Annotated in this window: 12 protein-coding genes; 7 read left to right on the forward strand and 5 right to left on the reverse strand. The window is 70.7% G+C overall.

What is annotated here, in order from left to right:
• Positions 1 to 183: 183 nt before the first annotated feature.
• Positions 184 to 1749: a DUF4331 domain-containing protein gene (locus tag ACZ601_RS01235; RefSeq protein ID WP_469531850.1), complete on the reverse strand. Its 1566-nt coding sequence runs from the start codon at positions 1747 to 1749 to the stop codon at positions 184 to 186.
• Positions 1750 to 2493: 744 nt separating this feature from the next.
• Here ACZ601_RS01235 and ACZ601_RS01240 point away from each other — a divergent pair.
• Positions 2494 to 2802, forward strand: coding sequence for an RskA family anti-sigma factor (locus ACZ601_RS01240; RefSeq protein WP_440577614.1), 309 nt, complete (start codon positions 2494 to 2496; stop codon positions 2800 to 2802).
• A 133-nt stretch (positions 2803 to 2935) separates the two neighbouring features.
• Here the strand turns inward: ACZ601_RS01240 and ACZ601_RS01245 are convergent, their stop codons facing one another.
• Positions 2936 to 3586 (reverse strand): fasciclin domain-containing protein, encoded by a 651-nt coding sequence (locus tag ACZ601_RS01245; protein ID WP_440577615.1) that lies wholly within the window; start codon positions 3584 to 3586, stop codon positions 2936 to 2938.
• Positions 3587 to 4033: 447 nt separating this feature from the next.
• Here ACZ601_RS01245 and ACZ601_RS01250 point away from each other — a divergent pair, with 447 nt between their 5' ends.
• The gene (locus tag ACZ601_RS01250) at positions 4034 to 5248 is read left to right on the forward strand and encodes an MFS transporter (protein WP_440577616.1); all 1215 of its coding nucleotides are present in this window, start codon (positions 4034 to 4036) and stop codon (positions 5246 to 5248) included.
• Positions 5249 to 5345: 97 nt separating this feature from the next.
• Here ACZ601_RS01250 and ACZ601_RS01255 read toward each other — a convergent pair whose 3' ends face one another.
• Both ACZ601_RS01255 and ACZ601_RS01260 read right to left on the reverse strand, forming a co-directional pair.
• The gene (locus ACZ601_RS01255; protein WP_469531853.1) at positions 5346 to 6083 is read right to left on the reverse strand and encodes an SAM-dependent methyltransferase; all 738 of its coding nucleotides are present in this window, start codon (positions 6081 to 6083) and stop codon (positions 5346 to 5348) included.
• Between the two features lie 76 nt (positions 6084 to 6159).
• Complete coding sequence (locus ACZ601_RS01260; protein ID WP_469531855.1) at positions 6160 to 7017, reverse strand: class I SAM-dependent methyltransferase; 858 nt, start codon at positions 7015 to 7017, stop codon at positions 6160 to 6162.
• 327 nt (positions 7018 to 7344) lie between these two features.
• Between ACZ601_RS01260 and ACZ601_RS01265 the strand changes: the two genes are divergently transcribed.
• From ACZ601_RS01265 to ACZ601_RS01285, 5 genes are all read left to right on the forward strand, one after another.
• The gene (locus tag ACZ601_RS01265) at positions 7345 to 8829 is read left to right on the forward strand and encodes an aldehyde dehydrogenase family protein (protein WP_469531856.1); all 1485 of its coding nucleotides are present in this window, start codon (positions 7345 to 7347) and stop codon (positions 8827 to 8829) included.
• A 14-nt stretch (positions 8830 to 8843) separates the two neighbouring features.
• On the forward strand, positions 8844 to 10382 hold the full coding sequence (locus ACZ601_RS01270; RefSeq protein WP_469531858.1) for a GMC family oxidoreductase: 1539 nt from the start codon (positions 8844 to 8846) through the stop codon (positions 10380 to 10382).
• Positions 10379 to 11428 carry a quaternary amine ABC transporter ATP-binding protein gene (locus tag ACZ601_RS01275; RefSeq protein ID WP_469531860.1) on the forward strand — a complete coding sequence of 350 codons (1050 nt, stop codon included), beginning with the start codon at positions 10379 to 10381 and terminating at the stop codon, positions 11426 to 11428. The genes ACZ601_RS01270 and ACZ601_RS01275 overlap by 4 nt, the downstream gene beginning before the upstream one ends.
• A gap of 94 nt (positions 11429 to 11522) precedes the next feature.
• Positions 11523 to 13481, forward strand: coding sequence for an ABC transporter permease (locus ACZ601_RS01280; RefSeq protein WP_469531862.1), 1959 nt, complete (start codon positions 11523 to 11525; stop codon positions 13479 to 13481).
• Position 13482: 1 nt separating this feature from the next.
• On the forward strand, positions 13483 to 14448 hold the full coding sequence (locus ACZ601_RS01285; protein WP_469531863.1) for an ABC transporter substrate-binding protein: 966 nt from the start codon (positions 13483 to 13485) through the stop codon (positions 14446 to 14448).
• A 46-nt stretch (positions 14449 to 14494) separates the two neighbouring features.
• Here ACZ601_RS01285 and ACZ601_RS01290 read toward each other — a convergent pair whose 3' ends face one another.
• Positions 14495 to 16321, reverse strand: a complete 1827-nt coding sequence (locus tag ACZ601_RS01290; protein ID WP_469531865.1) for an ATP-binding SpoIIE family protein phosphatase — start codon at positions 16319 to 16321, stop codon at positions 14495 to 14497.
• Positions 16322 to 16435 lie beyond the last annotated feature (114 nt).

Raw genomic sequence — 16435 nt, forward strand, 5'->3', positions numbered from 1 at the left:
AAGGCCTCCGGGTGTTAACCCGGTTGGGGTTTGGGGGCGGGGGTTTTTGTGGGGGGGGGGTGGCATTGTTTCCCAAATTTTTTTGGGTGGGGGGGGGGGGGGAGGCGGCGGTGGTGTCCGGACCGGCCGGCCGGTCCGGACACCTGTGTGACCCGGGAGCACCCCTGGAGCAGGGGCGGCGGGTCAGCTCGTGGCGCGGCGCCGGCGCAGGCGCAGTCCTCCGACACCCAGCAGGGCGATGCCCGCGGTGCCGATCGCGGCCGCGTTCGACGGCGTCATGGCCGACTTCCCGGCGCGGCCGGACGGGCCGCTGTTGACGCTCTTGGTGTGCGGGAGCGCCAGGTACGGGAAGCGCGTGCCGAAGGGCACCTCATTGGCATCGACCTTGTCGCCGTCCGCGAGTGCGGGGACGAGCTTGCCCGTCTGGGCGGCTCCTTCGACCGCCTGGAGGGAGATGTCGATGACGTCGTCGGTGAGGCGGCGGCCGTTCGGGAAGCCGGCCAGGTCCCCGGCGAGGACGCCGAGCCTGTTGGGCTTCGCGGTCGGCGGCACGGCCATGTTCAGCCGCAGCTCCTCGGCCGGGACGATCTTCTTGAGCGAGGCGTCCTTGTTCAGCCGGTGGGCGTTCAGATCGGCCTTGACCGGCCCGCAGGCCTTGCAGATGCCGGTGAGGTAGATCTCCGCGAGGTCGTTGCGCGGGGCCTTCGGTGCCGGCACGCCGTACACCTTCTGGATCAGCTTCGGCAGGATCGGGTCCAGCACCTTGTCCACGACCGGCTGGACGGTCCGGTCCTGGCTGGGGTTGAGGGTGTTGAAGGCGTCCTTGTACTTGAGGGGTACGACGACCTCGTTGACGAGCGGGTTGCCGAGGCGGGAGACCTGCTTCCACCCGGTGTGGGCGCTCGCGGTCCTGGAGTCAGTGACCTGGACGCCTTGGCGCTCGGTGGTCGACCAGATCCCGACCACCGGGTTTCGGGTGGCGTTGCCCCGCAGTGCCAGGTCCTTCTTGGGGATCTGGAGTGCGACCGAGTTGACGTTGTACCCGGCGAGGGTGTCCTGCCCGCGTTCGCTGAGGTTCCCGCCGTAGAGCAGGTCGAAGACGCGCAGATCGGCGAAGAACGGGTCCTCCGCCTGGCCGGCGAACGCCTTGCCGCCGCCCGGGGCGTTGCGGACCGCCTGGGCGCGCAGAGCGGCGTAGTTCGGCATGGACGCCTTGCCGACGTTCGACGGCGCCACGGGGGCCCCGCGCAGCACCGTGGAGGTGCCGCGGGAGGTGGTCACCGTGAGGTCGTAGACCTGTCGGATGTTCAGGTCCGGGTCGTTGAGCGAGGTGACCTGACCGGTGTTGTAGAGGAACTGGCCGCCCGCGTCCCGCGTCAGGGTGCGAAAGCGCCAGGTGTAGGTGACGTCCGCGTTGCCGTCGCCGGTGTTGTCGATCTTGATGTTGTACCGGGCGTCGTCGGCGAACTGGTAGAAGTTCGGGCCCCCGTTGGGCTCCTCGAACGGAATCCAGTTGGCGGCGAGCGTCACCGTGTCGGAGCGGTCGGGGCTGGTGAAGGCGTACACGTCGGTGTTGTCCGCACGCGGGTCACCTGCGATCAGCGGGGCCTCGCGGTGGCTGGAGGCCGCACTGATTCCGGGTGCGAGCGTGAGGACGCCGAGCCCCGTGGCCAGCGCGCCGGCGCCGAGGACGAGGAGGGAGTGGTCGAGGACGCGACGACTGCGCGGCCTCGGAGTGGGGGACGTCAAGACTGGTCCTCTCGACAACGGATCACCACCGCACCGCCTGGCCGGGGCGCAGGTGCGGGTACGGGGCGATGCGTGGGTTGGGCGGAACGGGCCGACGATCCCGCGCACGGGAAGAATTCCGTGCGCCTGTCGCGGGGGCTGTGCCCGCCGCCGATCGTCGGGGCGACAGCGAACCACATTTCTCCGGCAAGGATTCACGTATTTCCTGGGAAGAATTCCGGTGACGCACCCCTCGTCGGACATAACCGCAGATGAACACAGCACTGAGCCCCTACCGGAACCGTGCGAATTGAACGGAGAACACGTTCCGGCTGTAGGCCATAAGCGCTACCACCCACTTATTGCGAATCATTCGCAATAAGCAACCTCTATTCACTCACGGCAGAAGTACGATCATTCACCCGTACGGACCCCCGCCGAAGTCCTCAAATCACCTCGAAGCCGTGGACTTTGGGTGCATCTTCACTAATTTCGTCCGGACGGCAATCCGCAACCGCCCCGGCTACGGATCACTGCAAGAACGGCCGTACAGATGCCACTCGCGGCAACACCGGAGAGGATTTCGGACAGGGATACCTTATTTCTCGTCAACGCATATTCGGCGATCGGCAATTCGGGTGACCGAAGTACCGGTACCGCGGTTCACTGTTGCCTTTTCCATTCCACCGGGGCCCAGGACACCCGGACCGCACATGAAATCGACGAACCCGGGAAACATCCACCCCGTAAACACTGGAGAAATTGGTGTCCGACGTTCACATGCTGACTGGCGCGTACGCACTGGACGCACTCCAGGAGCGGGAACGCACAGCCGTCGAGGCCCACTGCGCCGGATGTCCCACCTGCCTTCGCGAGTGCGAGGAGTTCCGGGCGACCGCGGCCCGTCTGGGGATGGCGTCGACGACGATTCCGCCCGCGGCCCTGAAGGGGCGTGTACTCGACATCGTCCGGGCCACGCCCCGGCAGCCGCCGTGGCGGCTGAGAGTGAGCGGCCTGGGACGGCGGCTTCGCCGTCGGGCAGCCGTGCGGCTGCTGCGCTGCACGCTCCGCTGAGCGCACGGCGCGCAGCGCCCCGGAACACCGCAACACCGGAGCACGCAGAGAAAAGCCCCGCTGCGAGCCCGGACCGGGGGGCTGATTCCGGTCGGGCGCGCAGCGGGGCGGCTCTGTCTGGCGTCGGCCGTGACTACTTGGGCATCAGGACCGTGTCGATGATGTAGACCGTCGCGTTGGCCGTGGGCACGTTGCCGCACACCACCTTGGCGCTGTCGTTGACCTTGTAGGACTCACCGGATCCGGCGGTGGTGAGCTTGGTCTTCTGGAGGGTGTCGAAGCTGCCGTTCTCCAGCTGCTTCGGGGTGAGCTTCTGGCCCACGACGTGGTAGGTCAGGATCTTGGTGAGCGTCGCCTTGTCGCTGAGGACCTTGTCCAGGTCGGCCTTCGGGATCTTGGCGAAGGCCTCGTTGGTGGGTGCGAACACGGTGATGTTCTTGGCGTTGTTGAGCGTGTCGACCAGGCCGGCCTTCTTGACCGCCGTCACCAGGGTGGACAGGTCGGGGTTGTTGGAGGCGGCCGTGGCGACCGGGTCCTTCGACATGCCGTCAAAGCTGCCCGCGCCTTCCTTCGGGACACCCGCGCAGGCCGGGCCGAACGGCTTGTCCATCGAGGCGGAGTCGGCCGTGGCCGGCTCCGAAGCGTCCGGAGCGGCGGCAGCGGCACTGGACTTGCTGTCCGACGCCTTGTCGGAGCTGTCGTCCGAGCACGCGGTCAGCGCCAGCGGAAGAACGGCGGCTGCGGCGACGGCGACGGCTGCACGACGGTAGCGAAGGGCGTTCATGGTGTTCTCCTTGATGGAATGCGAGTTGGTGGAATACGGGTTCTGGAATACGGCGAACAGAGGTCGCGGCCAGCGGCTGCGTCCGCGACGGGTGCCGGGCGGCGGGGCCGGTCAGGACGGCCCGCTACTGAGCGCCCGCACCGGGGGGGAAAGGCAGTGAGGTGCGTCCGGTCCGGACGCCACCGGCCCGGCCGATGGCTCGGGCAGCGGGCACGGTACGAATCGGAGTGGTCCGGAAGATCGTCACACAGCTTGTTCGGTGCTGAGCGCCCGGTGGATTGGTCGATCACTCGATCAGGAGAAGAATTCCCGAAACGCGGACAGCGGGGGCCGGTGAGGCTATGACAGCCGTTGTGCCGACAGGCGCCGTTGTCCCGGTACGCGCCGTTGTGCCGGCAGGCGCCCTCGCGCCGAACGCCGTCTCGCCGGGCGGCCGATCATATGGTGATGTATGTGATCGTTCGTGAGCATGCGCTGAACACAAGTGGCAGCCGGCACCCGGGCTACCTGGCTGCGGCGGTGGTGTTCGCCATCGGGATGGCCGGTACCACGCTGCCCACGCCCTTGTACGGGCTCTACCAGCAGCAGATCGGCTTCTCCGAGCTGATGGTGACCGTCGTCTTCGCCGTCTACGCCGTCGCGGTCATCACCGTGCTGCTGCTGGCGGGCAACTACTCGGACAAGGTCGGCCGCAGACCCGTACTCCTGTGCGCGATGGCCCTGTCGGCGGCGAGCGCCGGCTGCTTCCTCCTGGAGCGCGGTCTGCCGCTGCTCTTCGCGGGACGGCTGCTGTCCGGATTCGCGGCGGGGCTGCTGAGCGGCGCCGCGACGGCCGCTGTCATCGAACTGGCCGGGCCCGCTCAGAAGGCGCGGGCCGGATTCGCCGCCACGGCCGCGAACATGGGCGGCCTGGGCTGCGGACCGCTGCTGTCCGGGCTCCTCGCCCAGTACACGCCCTGGCCGCTGACGCTGCCGTTCTGGGTCCACCTGGGGTTGGTGGCCGTGGCATCAGGGATCATCTGGTTCCTTCCGGAGACCGTCGCGGAGCCGCAGCGGTGGCCGCGCCCGGCGCCCCAGGGCATGGCGGTGCCGCCCGAGGTCCGGAGTGTGTTCGTGCCCGCCTCCGTGGCGGCCTTCGCCGGCTTCGCGCTGCTCGGGCTGTTCACGGCGGTCGCGCCGAGTTTCGCCTCGCAGACGCTGGGGGTGCACAACGCGGCCGTCATCGGGGCCGTGGTCTTCTCGGTGTTCCTGGCCTCGACGTTCGGGCAGTTGCTGACGCGGCGTTTCGGCGCCCGCCGCGCGCTCCCGGCCGGCTGCGGCATCCTCATGGCGGGCCTGGTGCTGGTGGCCTCTTCGCTCATCGCCGAGTCCCTGCCGCTGCTGATCCTCGGAGCGGTGTGCGGCGGCACCGGCCAGGGCCTCGCCTTTCGCGCGGCGCTCACCCTGGTCAGCGGTGCGGCCCCGGCCGAGCACCGCGGCGGCACCATCTCGGCCTTCTTCGTCGTCGCGTACACCGGCATCTCGGTACCGGTCGTCGGGGTCGGCGCCATCGCCACCTGGCTCGGGCTGCGCCAGGCCGGAATCGTCTTCACGGGCTGCGTGCTGCTGCTGGCGGCCGGGGCGGGAACGTACGCCGCGCTCAGGCCACCGCCGGGGTCGTGAGCAGCGGCGGAACGCACCAGGGGCAGGACGGGCCCGGCCCGCCGCTCGGTCGGCGGTGCGGCGCGGAACCCTCAGTCGGCGGTGCGGCGCAGCGCCCTCAGTCGGCGGTGCGGCGCAGGACCAGGCTGACGAAGCCCCAGGTGTCGCGGTAGCCCCGCAGCCATTCGGTGCGACGGGTGGCGGACAGGGCGAGCGTCTCCGCGCCGTCGGGGTGGGCGGGGTGGTCGAGCGCCCAGTCGGCCAGCGTCCCCCAGCAGGCCCATTCGTAGTCGTCCATCTCGCGGCGGGTACTGACGTGGCCGTGGACGGGCGTCCAGCCCTCGGCCATGACCTGGTCCACGGTCGTCGCCAGGTCGGCGAAGTCCCCGAGCATCTCGATCGCCTCCGGTGACGGTTCACGCTCCCAGAAGCCGTCACCGACCAGCACCCGGCCGCCCGGAGCCAGGTGTTCGCGGGCCGCGGCGAGGGTGGGGAGCAGCCCGCCGAAGGCGTGCGCCGCCCCGAAGCTCAGCACCAGGTCGAACCGGTGCGGCGAGACGAAGTCGGCGGCGGGCAGCTGATGGAGAGTCAGCCGGTCCGCGACGCCGAGCCCGGTGGCGCGCGTACGGGCATCCGCCAGCGCGCCCTCGGAGATGTCCACGCCCTCGGCCCGCAGTTCCGGCCGGCCGGACAGTGCGCGCACGAGCCACTCCCCGCCGCCGCAGCCGAGGTCGAGTACGCGCTCGTCGCCGCGCGTGATGCCGTGGTCCAGCAGTTGACGTACCGAGTCGTCGTCGAGCGGGGACTTGATGGGGTGGTGGGCATGGGCGATTCTGGAGAGCTCTTCTCGGTTCACCGGCGCAGCGTGACAGCACCGGAGACCACGCGCATCCGCTTTTCCAGCCAGTGCCCGGCGAGGGAACGGGCACGTTTCAGACGGTGGCGATCAGCAGGTCCTCGCCGCTCGACGCGCGGAGACCGTCGGTCCGGTCCGCGAAGTAGCGTGCGGCCAGCTGCGGTCCCGACACGTGCCGGGCGCTCTCGAATCCGGCGGCGCGGGCCAGGCCGAGCATCTCCTGCGGGGTGTGGAAGCTGATGAAGGGTGTTCCGGACGCGCGCGCCCTCGGCTTGGTCTCCTCCAGCCGGTCGCGGTCCACGTCATCGACGAGTTCGGCCGGCAGCATGAACGTCATGGCGAGCGTCGAGCCGGGGGCGAGCCCGCCGAGCCTGCGCAGGGTCGCCGCGATGGCTTCCTTGGTCAGGTACACCGTGACGCCGGCACAGACGACGAGCGCCGGCCTGCCCGGGTCGAAGCCGGCGTCCGACAGCTGCCGCCACCAGTCGCCGCCCGCCTCGAAGTCGACCGGCACCAGTCGCAGCCGGTCGGGGATCCCGTAGCCGAGCTCGATCAGCCGTCGGCGTTTCCAGGACTGGGTGGCCGGCTGGTCGATCTCGAAGACCCGGAGCAGGGAAGCCGTCTCGGGCCGGCGCTGGACATAGGTGTCCAGGCCTGCTCCCAGGATGACGTACTGGTCGATGCCCTGGCTGATCTCCTCCGCGACCAGGTCCTCGACGAATCGGGCGCGGCACACGGTGGAGGCCCGGAACCCGCTGGTGGCGTCCGGGTCCATGTCGGGGCGGCTCCGCCAGTCCTCTTCCGGCGCCACCAGCCGCAGGCCGATCTCGTCCTCGAACACGTGTGGCTCGGCGTCTGCCTGTACGTGCATCGCCCGCCAGAGCGCGACCCGCACCGCGGTGTTGTCCGGCTCCTCGTACTGCTCGTCCGCCATGGCTGTTCCCACTCCTTACGGTCGGTTCCCGGCCGGGGCCCACATTACCCAAATAGTTGCATATCAATATTTTTAAGCTATTTCACTCAACTGGCACACAGGGCGTCACGGCGGCCACCACCGCCGAGCGGACCGGCGGCGGTGGCCCTGCCCCGCACGCCAGTGGCCCGCGGAACCGACCGCGCCCCACCCTGACGTGGGGTTCCCGTGAGCCGGGTCACTTCGCGATGACCTCCGCGCATGGCTTCGGGCTTCCGGGGAATAGGCCCAGACCGCCGGGGTTCGCCCGGCGTCGGACGCACGGCCACCGAAAGGGCAGCACACGACGTGTCGGCACAACACACGATCCAGGTAGCGGGAGAGTGGCGAGCCGCCGCATCCGGCGCCACGCGCGAGGTTCTCGACCCCGTGGACGCGACCGCGTTCGCCGTCGTCTCCGAGGGGGACGCCGTGGACGCGGACGCCGCCGTCGCCGCGGCCCGGACCGCTTTCGACGCGGGTCCCTGGCCGCACACGCCCGTCGCGGAGCGCGCCGCGCTGCTCAGGCGGGTGGCCGGTCTGCTGGAGCGCGACCGGGAGCGGATCGGCGCGCTGGAGTGCCGGGACGCCGGGAAGACGCTCGAAGAGGGCCGGGTCGACGTGGACTGCGTGCGGGACGCCTTCCGCTACTTCGCCGACCTCGTCATGAACGAGAGCGGCGGACGTGTCGTCGATGCCGGGTCCGAGGAGATCCACAGCGTCGTGGTGCACGAACCCGTCGGTGTCTGCGGGCTGATCACCCCATGGAACTACCCTCTGCTCCAGGCGAGTTGGAAGATCGCGCCGGCTCTCGCCGCGGGCAACACCTTCGTGGTCAAGCCGAGCGAGATCACACCGCTGACCACGGTCGCGCTGATCGCGCTGCTCACGGAGGCCGGACTGCCGGCCGGGGTCGCCAACATCGTCACGGGCCCCGGCGCCACCGTCGGAGCCCGGCTCGCCGAACACCCCGGGGTCGACCTGGTCTCCTTCACCGGCGGGCTCAGCAGCGGGACGAAGGTGATGCGGGCCGCCGCGGAGTCGGTCAAGAAGGTCGCGCTCGAACTCGGCGGCAAGAACCCCAACGTGGTGTTCGCGGACGCCTGCGCCACCGAGGAGGGCTTCGACACCGCCGTGGACCAGGCGCTCAACGCCGCCTTCATCCACAGCGGCCAGGTCTGTTCCGCCGGATCGCGGCTGATCGTCGAGGAGTCGGTGCGCGAGCGGTTCGTCACCGAGCTCGCCCGGCGCGCCGAGCTGATCCGGATCGGCCGCGGCACCGACGACGGTGTCGAGTGCGGTCCGCTCGTCTCGGCGCGACAGCTGGCCAGGACCGAGGAGTTCGTCGCCTCCGCGCTCCACGAGGGTGCGGTGCTGCGGGCGGGCGGTGAACGCCCGGACGGGCCCGGGTACTTCTACCGGCCCACCGTCCTCGACCACTGCGACCGCTCCATGCGCGTGGTGCGCGAGGAGGTCTTCGGACCGGTCCTGACCGTCGAGACGTTCCGTACCGAGGACGAGGCCGTGACGCTCGCCAACGACACGGAGTACGGGCTGGCCGGCGGCGTGTGGACCGCCGATCCGGGGCGCGGCCGGCGGGTCGCGGCCCGGCTGCGCCACGGCACCGTCTGGATCAACGACTTCCACCCCTACCTGCCGCAGGCCGAGTGGGGCGGCTTCGGCAAGTCCGGCATCGGCCGGGAGCTCGGCCCGACGGGTCTCGCCGAGTACCGCGAGTCCAAGCACATCTACCAGAACCTCGCCCCGCGCCCGGTGCGCTGGTTCGCGGGCTGACAGGAGCAGAGGCGATGGAGAACATGACCCACTACGACTATGTCATCGTCGGCGGCGGCACCGCGGGCTCTGTGATCGCTTCCCGGCTCACCGAGGACCCCGACGTCACCGTCGCCCTCATCGAGGGCGGCCCCAGTGACGTGGGACGGGACGACGTCCTGACCCTGCGCCGCTGGATGGGCCTCCTGGGCGGCGAGCTGGACTACGACTACCCCACGACCGAGCAGCCCCGCGGCAACTCGAACATCCGGCACAGCAGGGCCAGGGTGCTCGGCGGGTGCTCGTCCCACAACACCCTGATCGCCTTCAAGCCGCTGCCGTCCGACTGGGACGAATGGGCAGAGGCGGGCGCGGACGGCTGGGACGCCTCGTCGATGGACCCGTACTTCGCACGGCTGCGCAACAACATCGTTCCCGTGGACGAGGCCGACCGGAACGCCATCGCCCGCGACTTCGTCGACACGGCGCAGACGGCTCTCGGAATCCCGCGCGTCGAGGGCTTCAACAAGGCGGCCTTCCAGGACGGCGTGGGGTTCTTCGACCTCGCCTACCATCCCGAGAACAACAAGCGCTCCTCCGCCTCTGTCGCGTATCTGCACCCCTTCCTCGACCGGCCGAACCTCCATATCGCCCTGGAGACCTGGGCGTTCCGGCTGGAGCTGGACGGCGACCGGGCGACCGGAGTGCGGGTGCGCACGGCGGACGGCACGGAGCGGCTGGTAAGCGCCCGGCGCGAAGTGGTGCTGTGCGCGGGCGCGGTGGACACGCCGCGGCTGCTGATGCACTCCGGGATAGGCCACCGCGCGGAGCTGGAGAAGCTCGGCATACCCGTGGTGCACGACCTGCCGGGTGTGGGTGAGAACCTGCTCGACCACCCGGAGTCGGTCATCGTCTGGGAGACCCACGGACCGATTCCGGAGAACTCCGCGATGGACAGCGACGCCGGGCTGTTCGTACGCCGGGACCCGGAGAGCCCGGGTCCTGACCTGATGTTCCACTTCTACCAGATCCCGTTCACGGACAATCCGGAACGGCTCGGGTACGAGCGTCCTGAGCACGGGGTGTCCATGACGCCGAACATCCCGAAGCCGAGGAGCCGCGGCCGGCTGTATCTGACCAGCCCCGACCCCGAGGTCAAACCCGCCCTGGACTTCCGCTACTTCACCGACGCGGAGGACTACGACGGACGGACGCTCGTCGACGGGATCAGGATCGCCCGTGAGATCGCCGCGCGGCAGCCGCTGGCCGGCTGGCTGAAGCGGGAGGTCTGTCCGGGGCCCGAGGTCACCTCCGACGAGGATCTGAGCGAGTACGCGCGCAGGGTCGCGCACACCGTGTACCACCCGGCCGGAACGTGCCGGATGGGCGCGGCCGACGACGCGCTCGCCGTGGTCGCACCCGATCTGCGGATCCGCGGCCTGGACGCCGTCCGGATCGCCGACGCGTCGGTGTTCCCGACCATGCCGACCGTCAACCCGATGATCGGGGTCCTGATGGTCGGGGAGAAGTGCGCGGAGCTGCTCGGCGCCACTACGGGGGGTCATGCCCGATGAACACACCGCCGCACGTCTTCTCCGTGAACAACCTCTGGAAGGTCTTCGGACCGAAGGCCGGCCGGGTGCCCGGTGACGCCGCACTGGCCGAGCTCGACGCCACGGAACTGCGCGAGCGGACCGGCTGCACCGCCGCCGTGCGCGACGTCTCCTTCGACGTCCGCAAGGGCGAGGTGTTCGTCGTGATGGGCCTGTCCGGTTCCGGCAAGTCCACCCTCGTGCGCTGTCTCACCCGGCTCGTCGAACCGACGTCCGGTCAGATCACCATGGACGGCGAGGACGTGCTCTCGATGAGCGCGGGACGGCTGCGTGAACTGCGCCGTCACCGCGCCTCCATGGTCTTCCAGCACTTCGGTCTGCTGCCGCACCGCTCGGTCGTCGACAACGTCGCGTACGGGCTGGAGATCCAGGGCATGGGGCGGTCCCAACGCCGGTCACGGGCAGCCGAGTTCATCGCGAAGGTCGGTCTCGACGGACTGGCGGACCGCCGTCCCGGGCAGCTCTCCGGCGGCCAGCAGCAGCGTGTCGGGCTGGCGCGGGCCCTCGCCGTCGACCCCGAAGTCCTGCTGTTCGACGAGCCGTTCAGCGCCCTCGACCCGCTCATCCGGCGGGACATGCAGGAGGAGGTCGTGCGCCTGCACCGCGAGGAGGGACGCACGATGGTCTTCATCACCCATGACCTGAACGAGGCGCTGAAGCTCGGCGACCGGATCGCGCTGATGCGGGACGGCCGGATCGTCCAGCTGGGCACTCCGGAGGAGATCGTGGGGTCTCCGGCCGACGACTACGTGCGGGACTTCGTGCGCGACGTTCCGCGCGAACAGGTCCTGACCGTGCGGGCGGCGATGCGTCCGGCCGACGGTACGGAGAGTGTCTCGGGTCCCGCGCTCGGACCGAGCACCACCGTCTCCGAGGCGATCGAGGCGGTCGTCCGTACCGGTGAGACCGCGCGGGTGGTCGACGAGGGGCGCTGCCTGGGCGTGGTCGACCACGCCTGCCTGCTCGGCGTCGTGGCCGGGATCCCGGCCGTGAAGGAGGCCGCGTGATGCGGACGACCCTCCCGGATGCCCCGCCGGGCCGCCTCGCACCGTGTCCGCGGCCGGCCGTGCGGCCCGCCGCACCGAGCCGGAGGTGGCAGCGATGACCGCGACCGCCACCCCCGCACGCCCCACGGGCCTCCTCCCCTCCGGGGCCGCCACCGCCTTCGCCCGGCACCGCACCGCCCTCCTGCTGGGCGCCGCGGTCGTGCTGCTGGTGCTCGGCAGCGTCCTGGCCGGCCGGGGCGCCTGGCCCGGGGACCTCACCGTCGACCTCACCGGTCCGCTCGGCAGCGTCAGCGACTGGATCATCGACAACCGCGACACCCACCCGCTGTTCCTCTACTTCTTCGGGCACATCAGCAACGGCGTCGTGCTCTCGGTGCGCGCCGTCTACCTGGTCCTGCTCGCGGCCGGCTGGGCCGGGGTCACCGCGGCAGTCGGGCTGATCGCCTGGCGGGTGGCCGGTGTCCGGCTCGCGCTGTCCGGGGTCGTCGCGTTCCTGCTCTGCGGGCTGCTCGGCATGTGGGTGCCGACCATGCAGACCCTGGCGCTGATGGTGGTCGCCGTCCTGGTCTCGGTGGCGCTCGGTGCGCTGCTCGGCCTGGCCGCGGGCCTTTCGGACCGGGTCTTCCGCCTGCTGCGGCCGGTGCTCGACACCATGCAGGTGATGCCGGCCTTCGCGTATCTGCTGCCGGTGGTGCTCGTCTTCGGCATCGGCGTGCCGGCCGCCGTGCTCGCGACGGTCGTCTACGCGGCACCGCCGATGGCCCGGCTGACCGCTCTCGGGCTGCGCGGCGCCGACGCGGGCGTCATGGAGGCGGCGGCCTCGCTCGGCGCCACCGGACGGCAGCGGCTGCTGACGGCCCGGCTGCCGCTGGCCCGCAGGGAGCTGCTGCTCGGCCTCAACCAGACGATCATGATGGCCCTCTCGATGGCGGTCATCGCCTCGGTGATCGGCGCCGGCGGTCTCGGTGACCGCGTCTACCAGGCGCTGGCCTCCGTCGACGTCGGAGCCGCGCTCGCGGCCGGCATCCCGATCGTGCTCCTGGCCGTGGTCCTCGACCGGGTCACCGGCGCGGCCGGCAACGGGCTCGACACCGCGCCCCGGGCCGGATCGGCCCGGCTGGGCTGGGCCGTCGCCGCGGCCGGCACCGTGGTCGTCGCCGTCGTGGCGCGCCTCGTCTCAGGGACGAACTGGCCGGACGGCCGGACAGTCGCGGTGGCCGAGCCCGTCAACAGGGCCGTCGACTGGATGACCGACCACCTGTACTCGGGCGTCCCGGTCATCGGCGGTACGGCGGACTGGGCCGGGCACTTCACCACCTGGGTCCTGAACCCGGTGCGCGACGGGCTGCAGTGGCTGCCCTGGTGGGCGGTGCTGCTGCTGATCGCCGTGCTCGCCATGCTGATCGGCACCTGGCGCACCACGGTGACCGCCGTCCTCGCGATGGCCGCCATCGGGGTACTCGGCGTCTGGGACCCGGCGCTCGACACGCTCTCCCAGGTGCTGGCCGGTGTCGCGGTGACCCTGGTGGCCGGTTTCGCCGTCGGGATCGCCGCCTCCCGCAGCGCACGGCTGGAGCGGCTGCTGCGTCCGGTGCTGGACGTGTTCCAGACGATGCCGCAGTTCGTCTACCTCATCCCCGTCGTGGCTCTGTTCGGTGTCGGCCGCGCGCCGGCGGTGGCCGCCGCCGTCATCTACGCGCTGCCCGCCGTCGTCCGCATCACCACCCAGGGCCTGAACGGCGTCGACCCGGTCACCATGGAGTCCTCGCGCTCCCTCGGTGCGACGGGGGTCCAGCAGCTGCTGAAGGTCCAGCTTCCGCTGGCCCGGCCGGCGCTGCTGCTCGCCGTCAACCAGGGCGTCGTCCTGGTCCTCGCCGTGGTCGTCATCGGCGGTCTCGTCGGTGGCGGGGCGCTCGGCTACGCCGCGGTGTTCGGCCTCGCGCAGGGTGACCTGGCGACCGGGCTGGTCGCCGGCGCGGCGATCGTCCTGCTCGGCCTGATGCTCGACCGCGTCACCCAGCCGACGGCACGCCACTTCGGAAAGGGGGCCTGACATGGCTCGTCCGCGCACTCCACTCATCGCGCTCCTCTCCGCCACGGCACTGGTCGCCGTGGCCGGTTGCGGGGCAGCGGACATGACCCAGCAGTCCTCGCCGTTCGCCAACGCGCAGGGCGCGAAGACGGTGACCCTGTCCGTGCAGTCGTGGGTCGGCGCCCAGGCGAACGTCGCCGTCGCCCAGTACCTCCTCGAACACGAGCTGGGCTACCGCGTCGACACCGTACAGATCGACGAGGTACCCGCCTGGGACGCCCTCAGTCAGGGCCGGGTGGACGCGATCCTGGAGGACTGGGGCCATCCGGACCAGGAGGCCAGGTACGTCGAGGACAAGAAGACGATCAGCTCCGGCGGCGAGCTCGGGGTCACCGGGCACATCGGCTGGTTCGTACCGACGTACTTCGCCGAGCGGCATCCCGACGTCACCGACTGGCACAACCTCAACAAGTACGCCGAGCAGTTCGCCACGGCGGAGAGCGGCGGGAAGGGCCAGTTGCTGGACGGCTCCCCGTCGTACGTCACCAACGACAAGGCCCTCGTGCACAATCTCGGCCTGGACTACCAGGTCGTGTTCTCCGGCTCCGAAGCTGCCCAGATCACGCAGATCAAGCAGTTCGCCAAGGAGAAGAAGCCCTTCCTCTCCTACTGGTACAAGCCGCAGTGGCTGTTCGAGAAGGTGCCGATGACGGAGGTGAAGCTGCCCGCGTACAAGGAGGGCTGCGACGCCGACGCGAAGAAGGTCGCGTGCGCCTACCCGCGGACGCCGCTGAAGAAGTACCTCAATGCCCGCTTCGCCGACAGCGGCGGCAAGGCCGCCCGGTTCCTGAAGAAGTTCTCCTGGAGCACCGAGGAGCAGAACAAGGTGGCGATGATGATCGCCGACCAGAAGATGTCGCCCCAGGACGCGGCGGAGAAGTGGGTCCACGAGAACGAGAAGACGTGGCGGGCCTGGATTCCCCGCTGATCGCTCCCTCGGCAGCGTGACGGGCAGGGGGGCGCCGGTCTCAGATTCAGGCGCCTCCCCCGGCCTCGCCCGAGGACGCCTCCGTGAGGGCGAACCAGGCGGTCTTGCCCTCGGGTTCGGGCCGCACACCCCACTGGTCGGCCAGGATGTCCAGGAGCAGCAGGCCGCGCCCCGAGGAGGCGAGTTCGACCGGGGTCCGCTGGTGGGGCAGTTCGTCGCCGCGGTCCATGACCTCGACGAGCAGCCTGCGCCGGCCGGTCTCACCGGTGACGTGCGCGGTGAGCGAGCCGTCCTGGTCGGTGTGCACGAGTACGTTGCCGAGCAGTTCCGTCGCCAGGAGCACCGCGGTGTCCACCTGGTCCGGCCGCGCCCAGTCGTGCAGCAGCGCCTTCAGTTCGGCCCGCGCCTCGGCCAGCCCCTCACCCTGGTCCTGGCCGATGGTCAGCACCAGCCGGCGCTGGTTCACCTCGGCGCGCGGCTTCACGGAGTCGCGGCGCAGGAGCAGGAGCGCGATGTCGTCGCCGTCGCGGGCGACGCCCTCGCGGGCGCCGGGTTCGGGGCTGAGCACGGCCGACATCAGCCGGTCGGCCATCCCTTCGAGATCCTCCACGGGACCGGGCGAGAAGGCGTCGCGCACCCGCACCCAGCCGCTGTACATGTCGTGGCCGCCGTTCTCGATCAGGCCGTCCGTGCACAGCATCAGGACCTCGTCATCGTGCAGTCGCAGGATGTCGACGGGGTAGTCCTCCTCGCCGGGCATCAGTCCGAGCGGCAGGCCGCCGCTGACGTGTTTGAGCAGACAGGTGCCGTCCGGCATCCGCAGGACCGGGTGCGGGTGGCCGGCGCGGGCGATGTGGAGGTTGCCGGTGGACGGGTCGGCTTCGATGTATAGGCAGGTGGCGAACCGGTCGTCGTCGAGGGTGGTGAGGAAGCGGGAGGCCCGTGCCAGTACGGCGTCCGGGCCGTGCCCCTCGGCGGCGTACGCGTGGACGGCCGTGCGCAGCTGGGCCATCAGCCCGGCGGCGTGCACATCGTGTCCCTGGACGTCTCCGATGACCAGGGCGAGGCGGCCGTTGGGCAGATCGATGCTGTCGTACCAGTCGCCGCCGACCATGAGCCCTCCCCCGGTCGGCACGTAGCGCGTCGCGACGCTCAGACCGGTCAGCGCCGGACCTGCGGCGCGCATGCTCTGGCGCAGGCCGCGGGAGAGGGCGAGTTCCGCCTTGCCGGCACGGGCGCGTTCGAGGACCTGGGCGATCATCCGGCCCGTCACGGTCAGCAGGGCGCGCTCGCTCTTGGTGAAGGCGACCGGTGAGCGGAAGGCGGCGAGCCACACTCCGACGACCCGTCCGGCGTTCACGAGCGGCAGGAAGGCCCACGCGTTGAGGCCCTTGCGGGCCGACATGTGCCAGGTGGCCGGGAACGCGGCGCGGTACTCCTGGGTGGAGGCCAGGAACACCGCCCGGCCGGTTCTGGCGACCTCGGCGGCCGGGTAGCCGGTGGTCAGCGGCATCCGGAAACCCTCGTCGGTCTCCCCCCCGGGCCGGAATCCGTACTGCGCCGACGCGGTGAGGGAGCCGTCACCGATGGCGAACACGTACTGGGCGTCCATCGGGAAGTCCGGCGCGTACAGCCCGGCCGCCAGCCTCAGCGCCTCGTCGAGCGAGTCGGACTCCGCGACCGTGTGACCGGCCGAGAGGAGGAGCGCGTCGCGGCGCCTGACCGCCTCGCCGGGCGGGACGCCCTCGCCGGCCGTCCGGCTGCCCCCGTCCCTCGGCGCCGGGGACGGGGATTCCAGCCGGTTCAGCTCGGCGATCTGGTCCAGCTCGGCCTCGAACTCGTCCGGCGGCGGTTCATGCCGTTCACCACCCATCCGGCATCCCTTCCCGATGTCCGTCGCCGACTGTTCGTACCATGCTCCGACGGCGGAGCCGGGTCCGCAGTGCGAGAGACCCCGAAGGTGCGCGGCACGGGGCCGCGCGAGGGC

The organism is Streptomyces sp. NPDC104307 (assembly GCF_055584045.1).

Coding starts and splice junctions, on each gene's coding strand:
- ACZ601_RS01245 (WP_440577615.1), bottom strand. CDS start 3,586: ATGAACGCCCTTCGCTACCGTCGTGCAGCCGTCGCCGTCGCCGCAGCC.
- ACZ601_RS01250 (WP_440577616.1), top strand. CDS start 4,034: ATGTATGTGATCGTTCGTGAGCATGCGCTGAACACAAGTGGCAGCCGG.
- ACZ601_RS01260 (WP_469531855.1), bottom strand. CDS start 7,017: ATGGCGGACGAGCAGTACGAGGAGCCGGACAACACCGCGGTGCGGGTC.
- ACZ601_RS01270 (WP_469531858.1), top strand. CDS start 8,844: ATGGAGAACATGACCCACTACGACTATGTCATCGTCGGCGGCGGCACC.
- ACZ601_RS01275 (WP_469531860.1), top strand. CDS start 10,379: ATGAACACACCGCCGCACGTCTTCTCCGTGAACAACCTCTGGAAGGTC.
- ACZ601_RS01280 (WP_469531862.1), top strand. CDS start 11,523: ATGACCGCGACCGCCACCCCCGCACGCCCCACGGGCCTCCTCCCCTCC.
- ACZ601_RS01285 (WP_469531863.1), top strand. CDS start 13,483: ATGGCTCGTCCGCGCACTCCACTCATCGCGCTCCTCTCCGCCACGGCA.
- ACZ601_RS01290 (WP_469531865.1), bottom strand. CDS start 16,321: ATGGGTGGTGAACGGCATGAACCGCCGCCGGACGAGTTCGAGGCCGAG.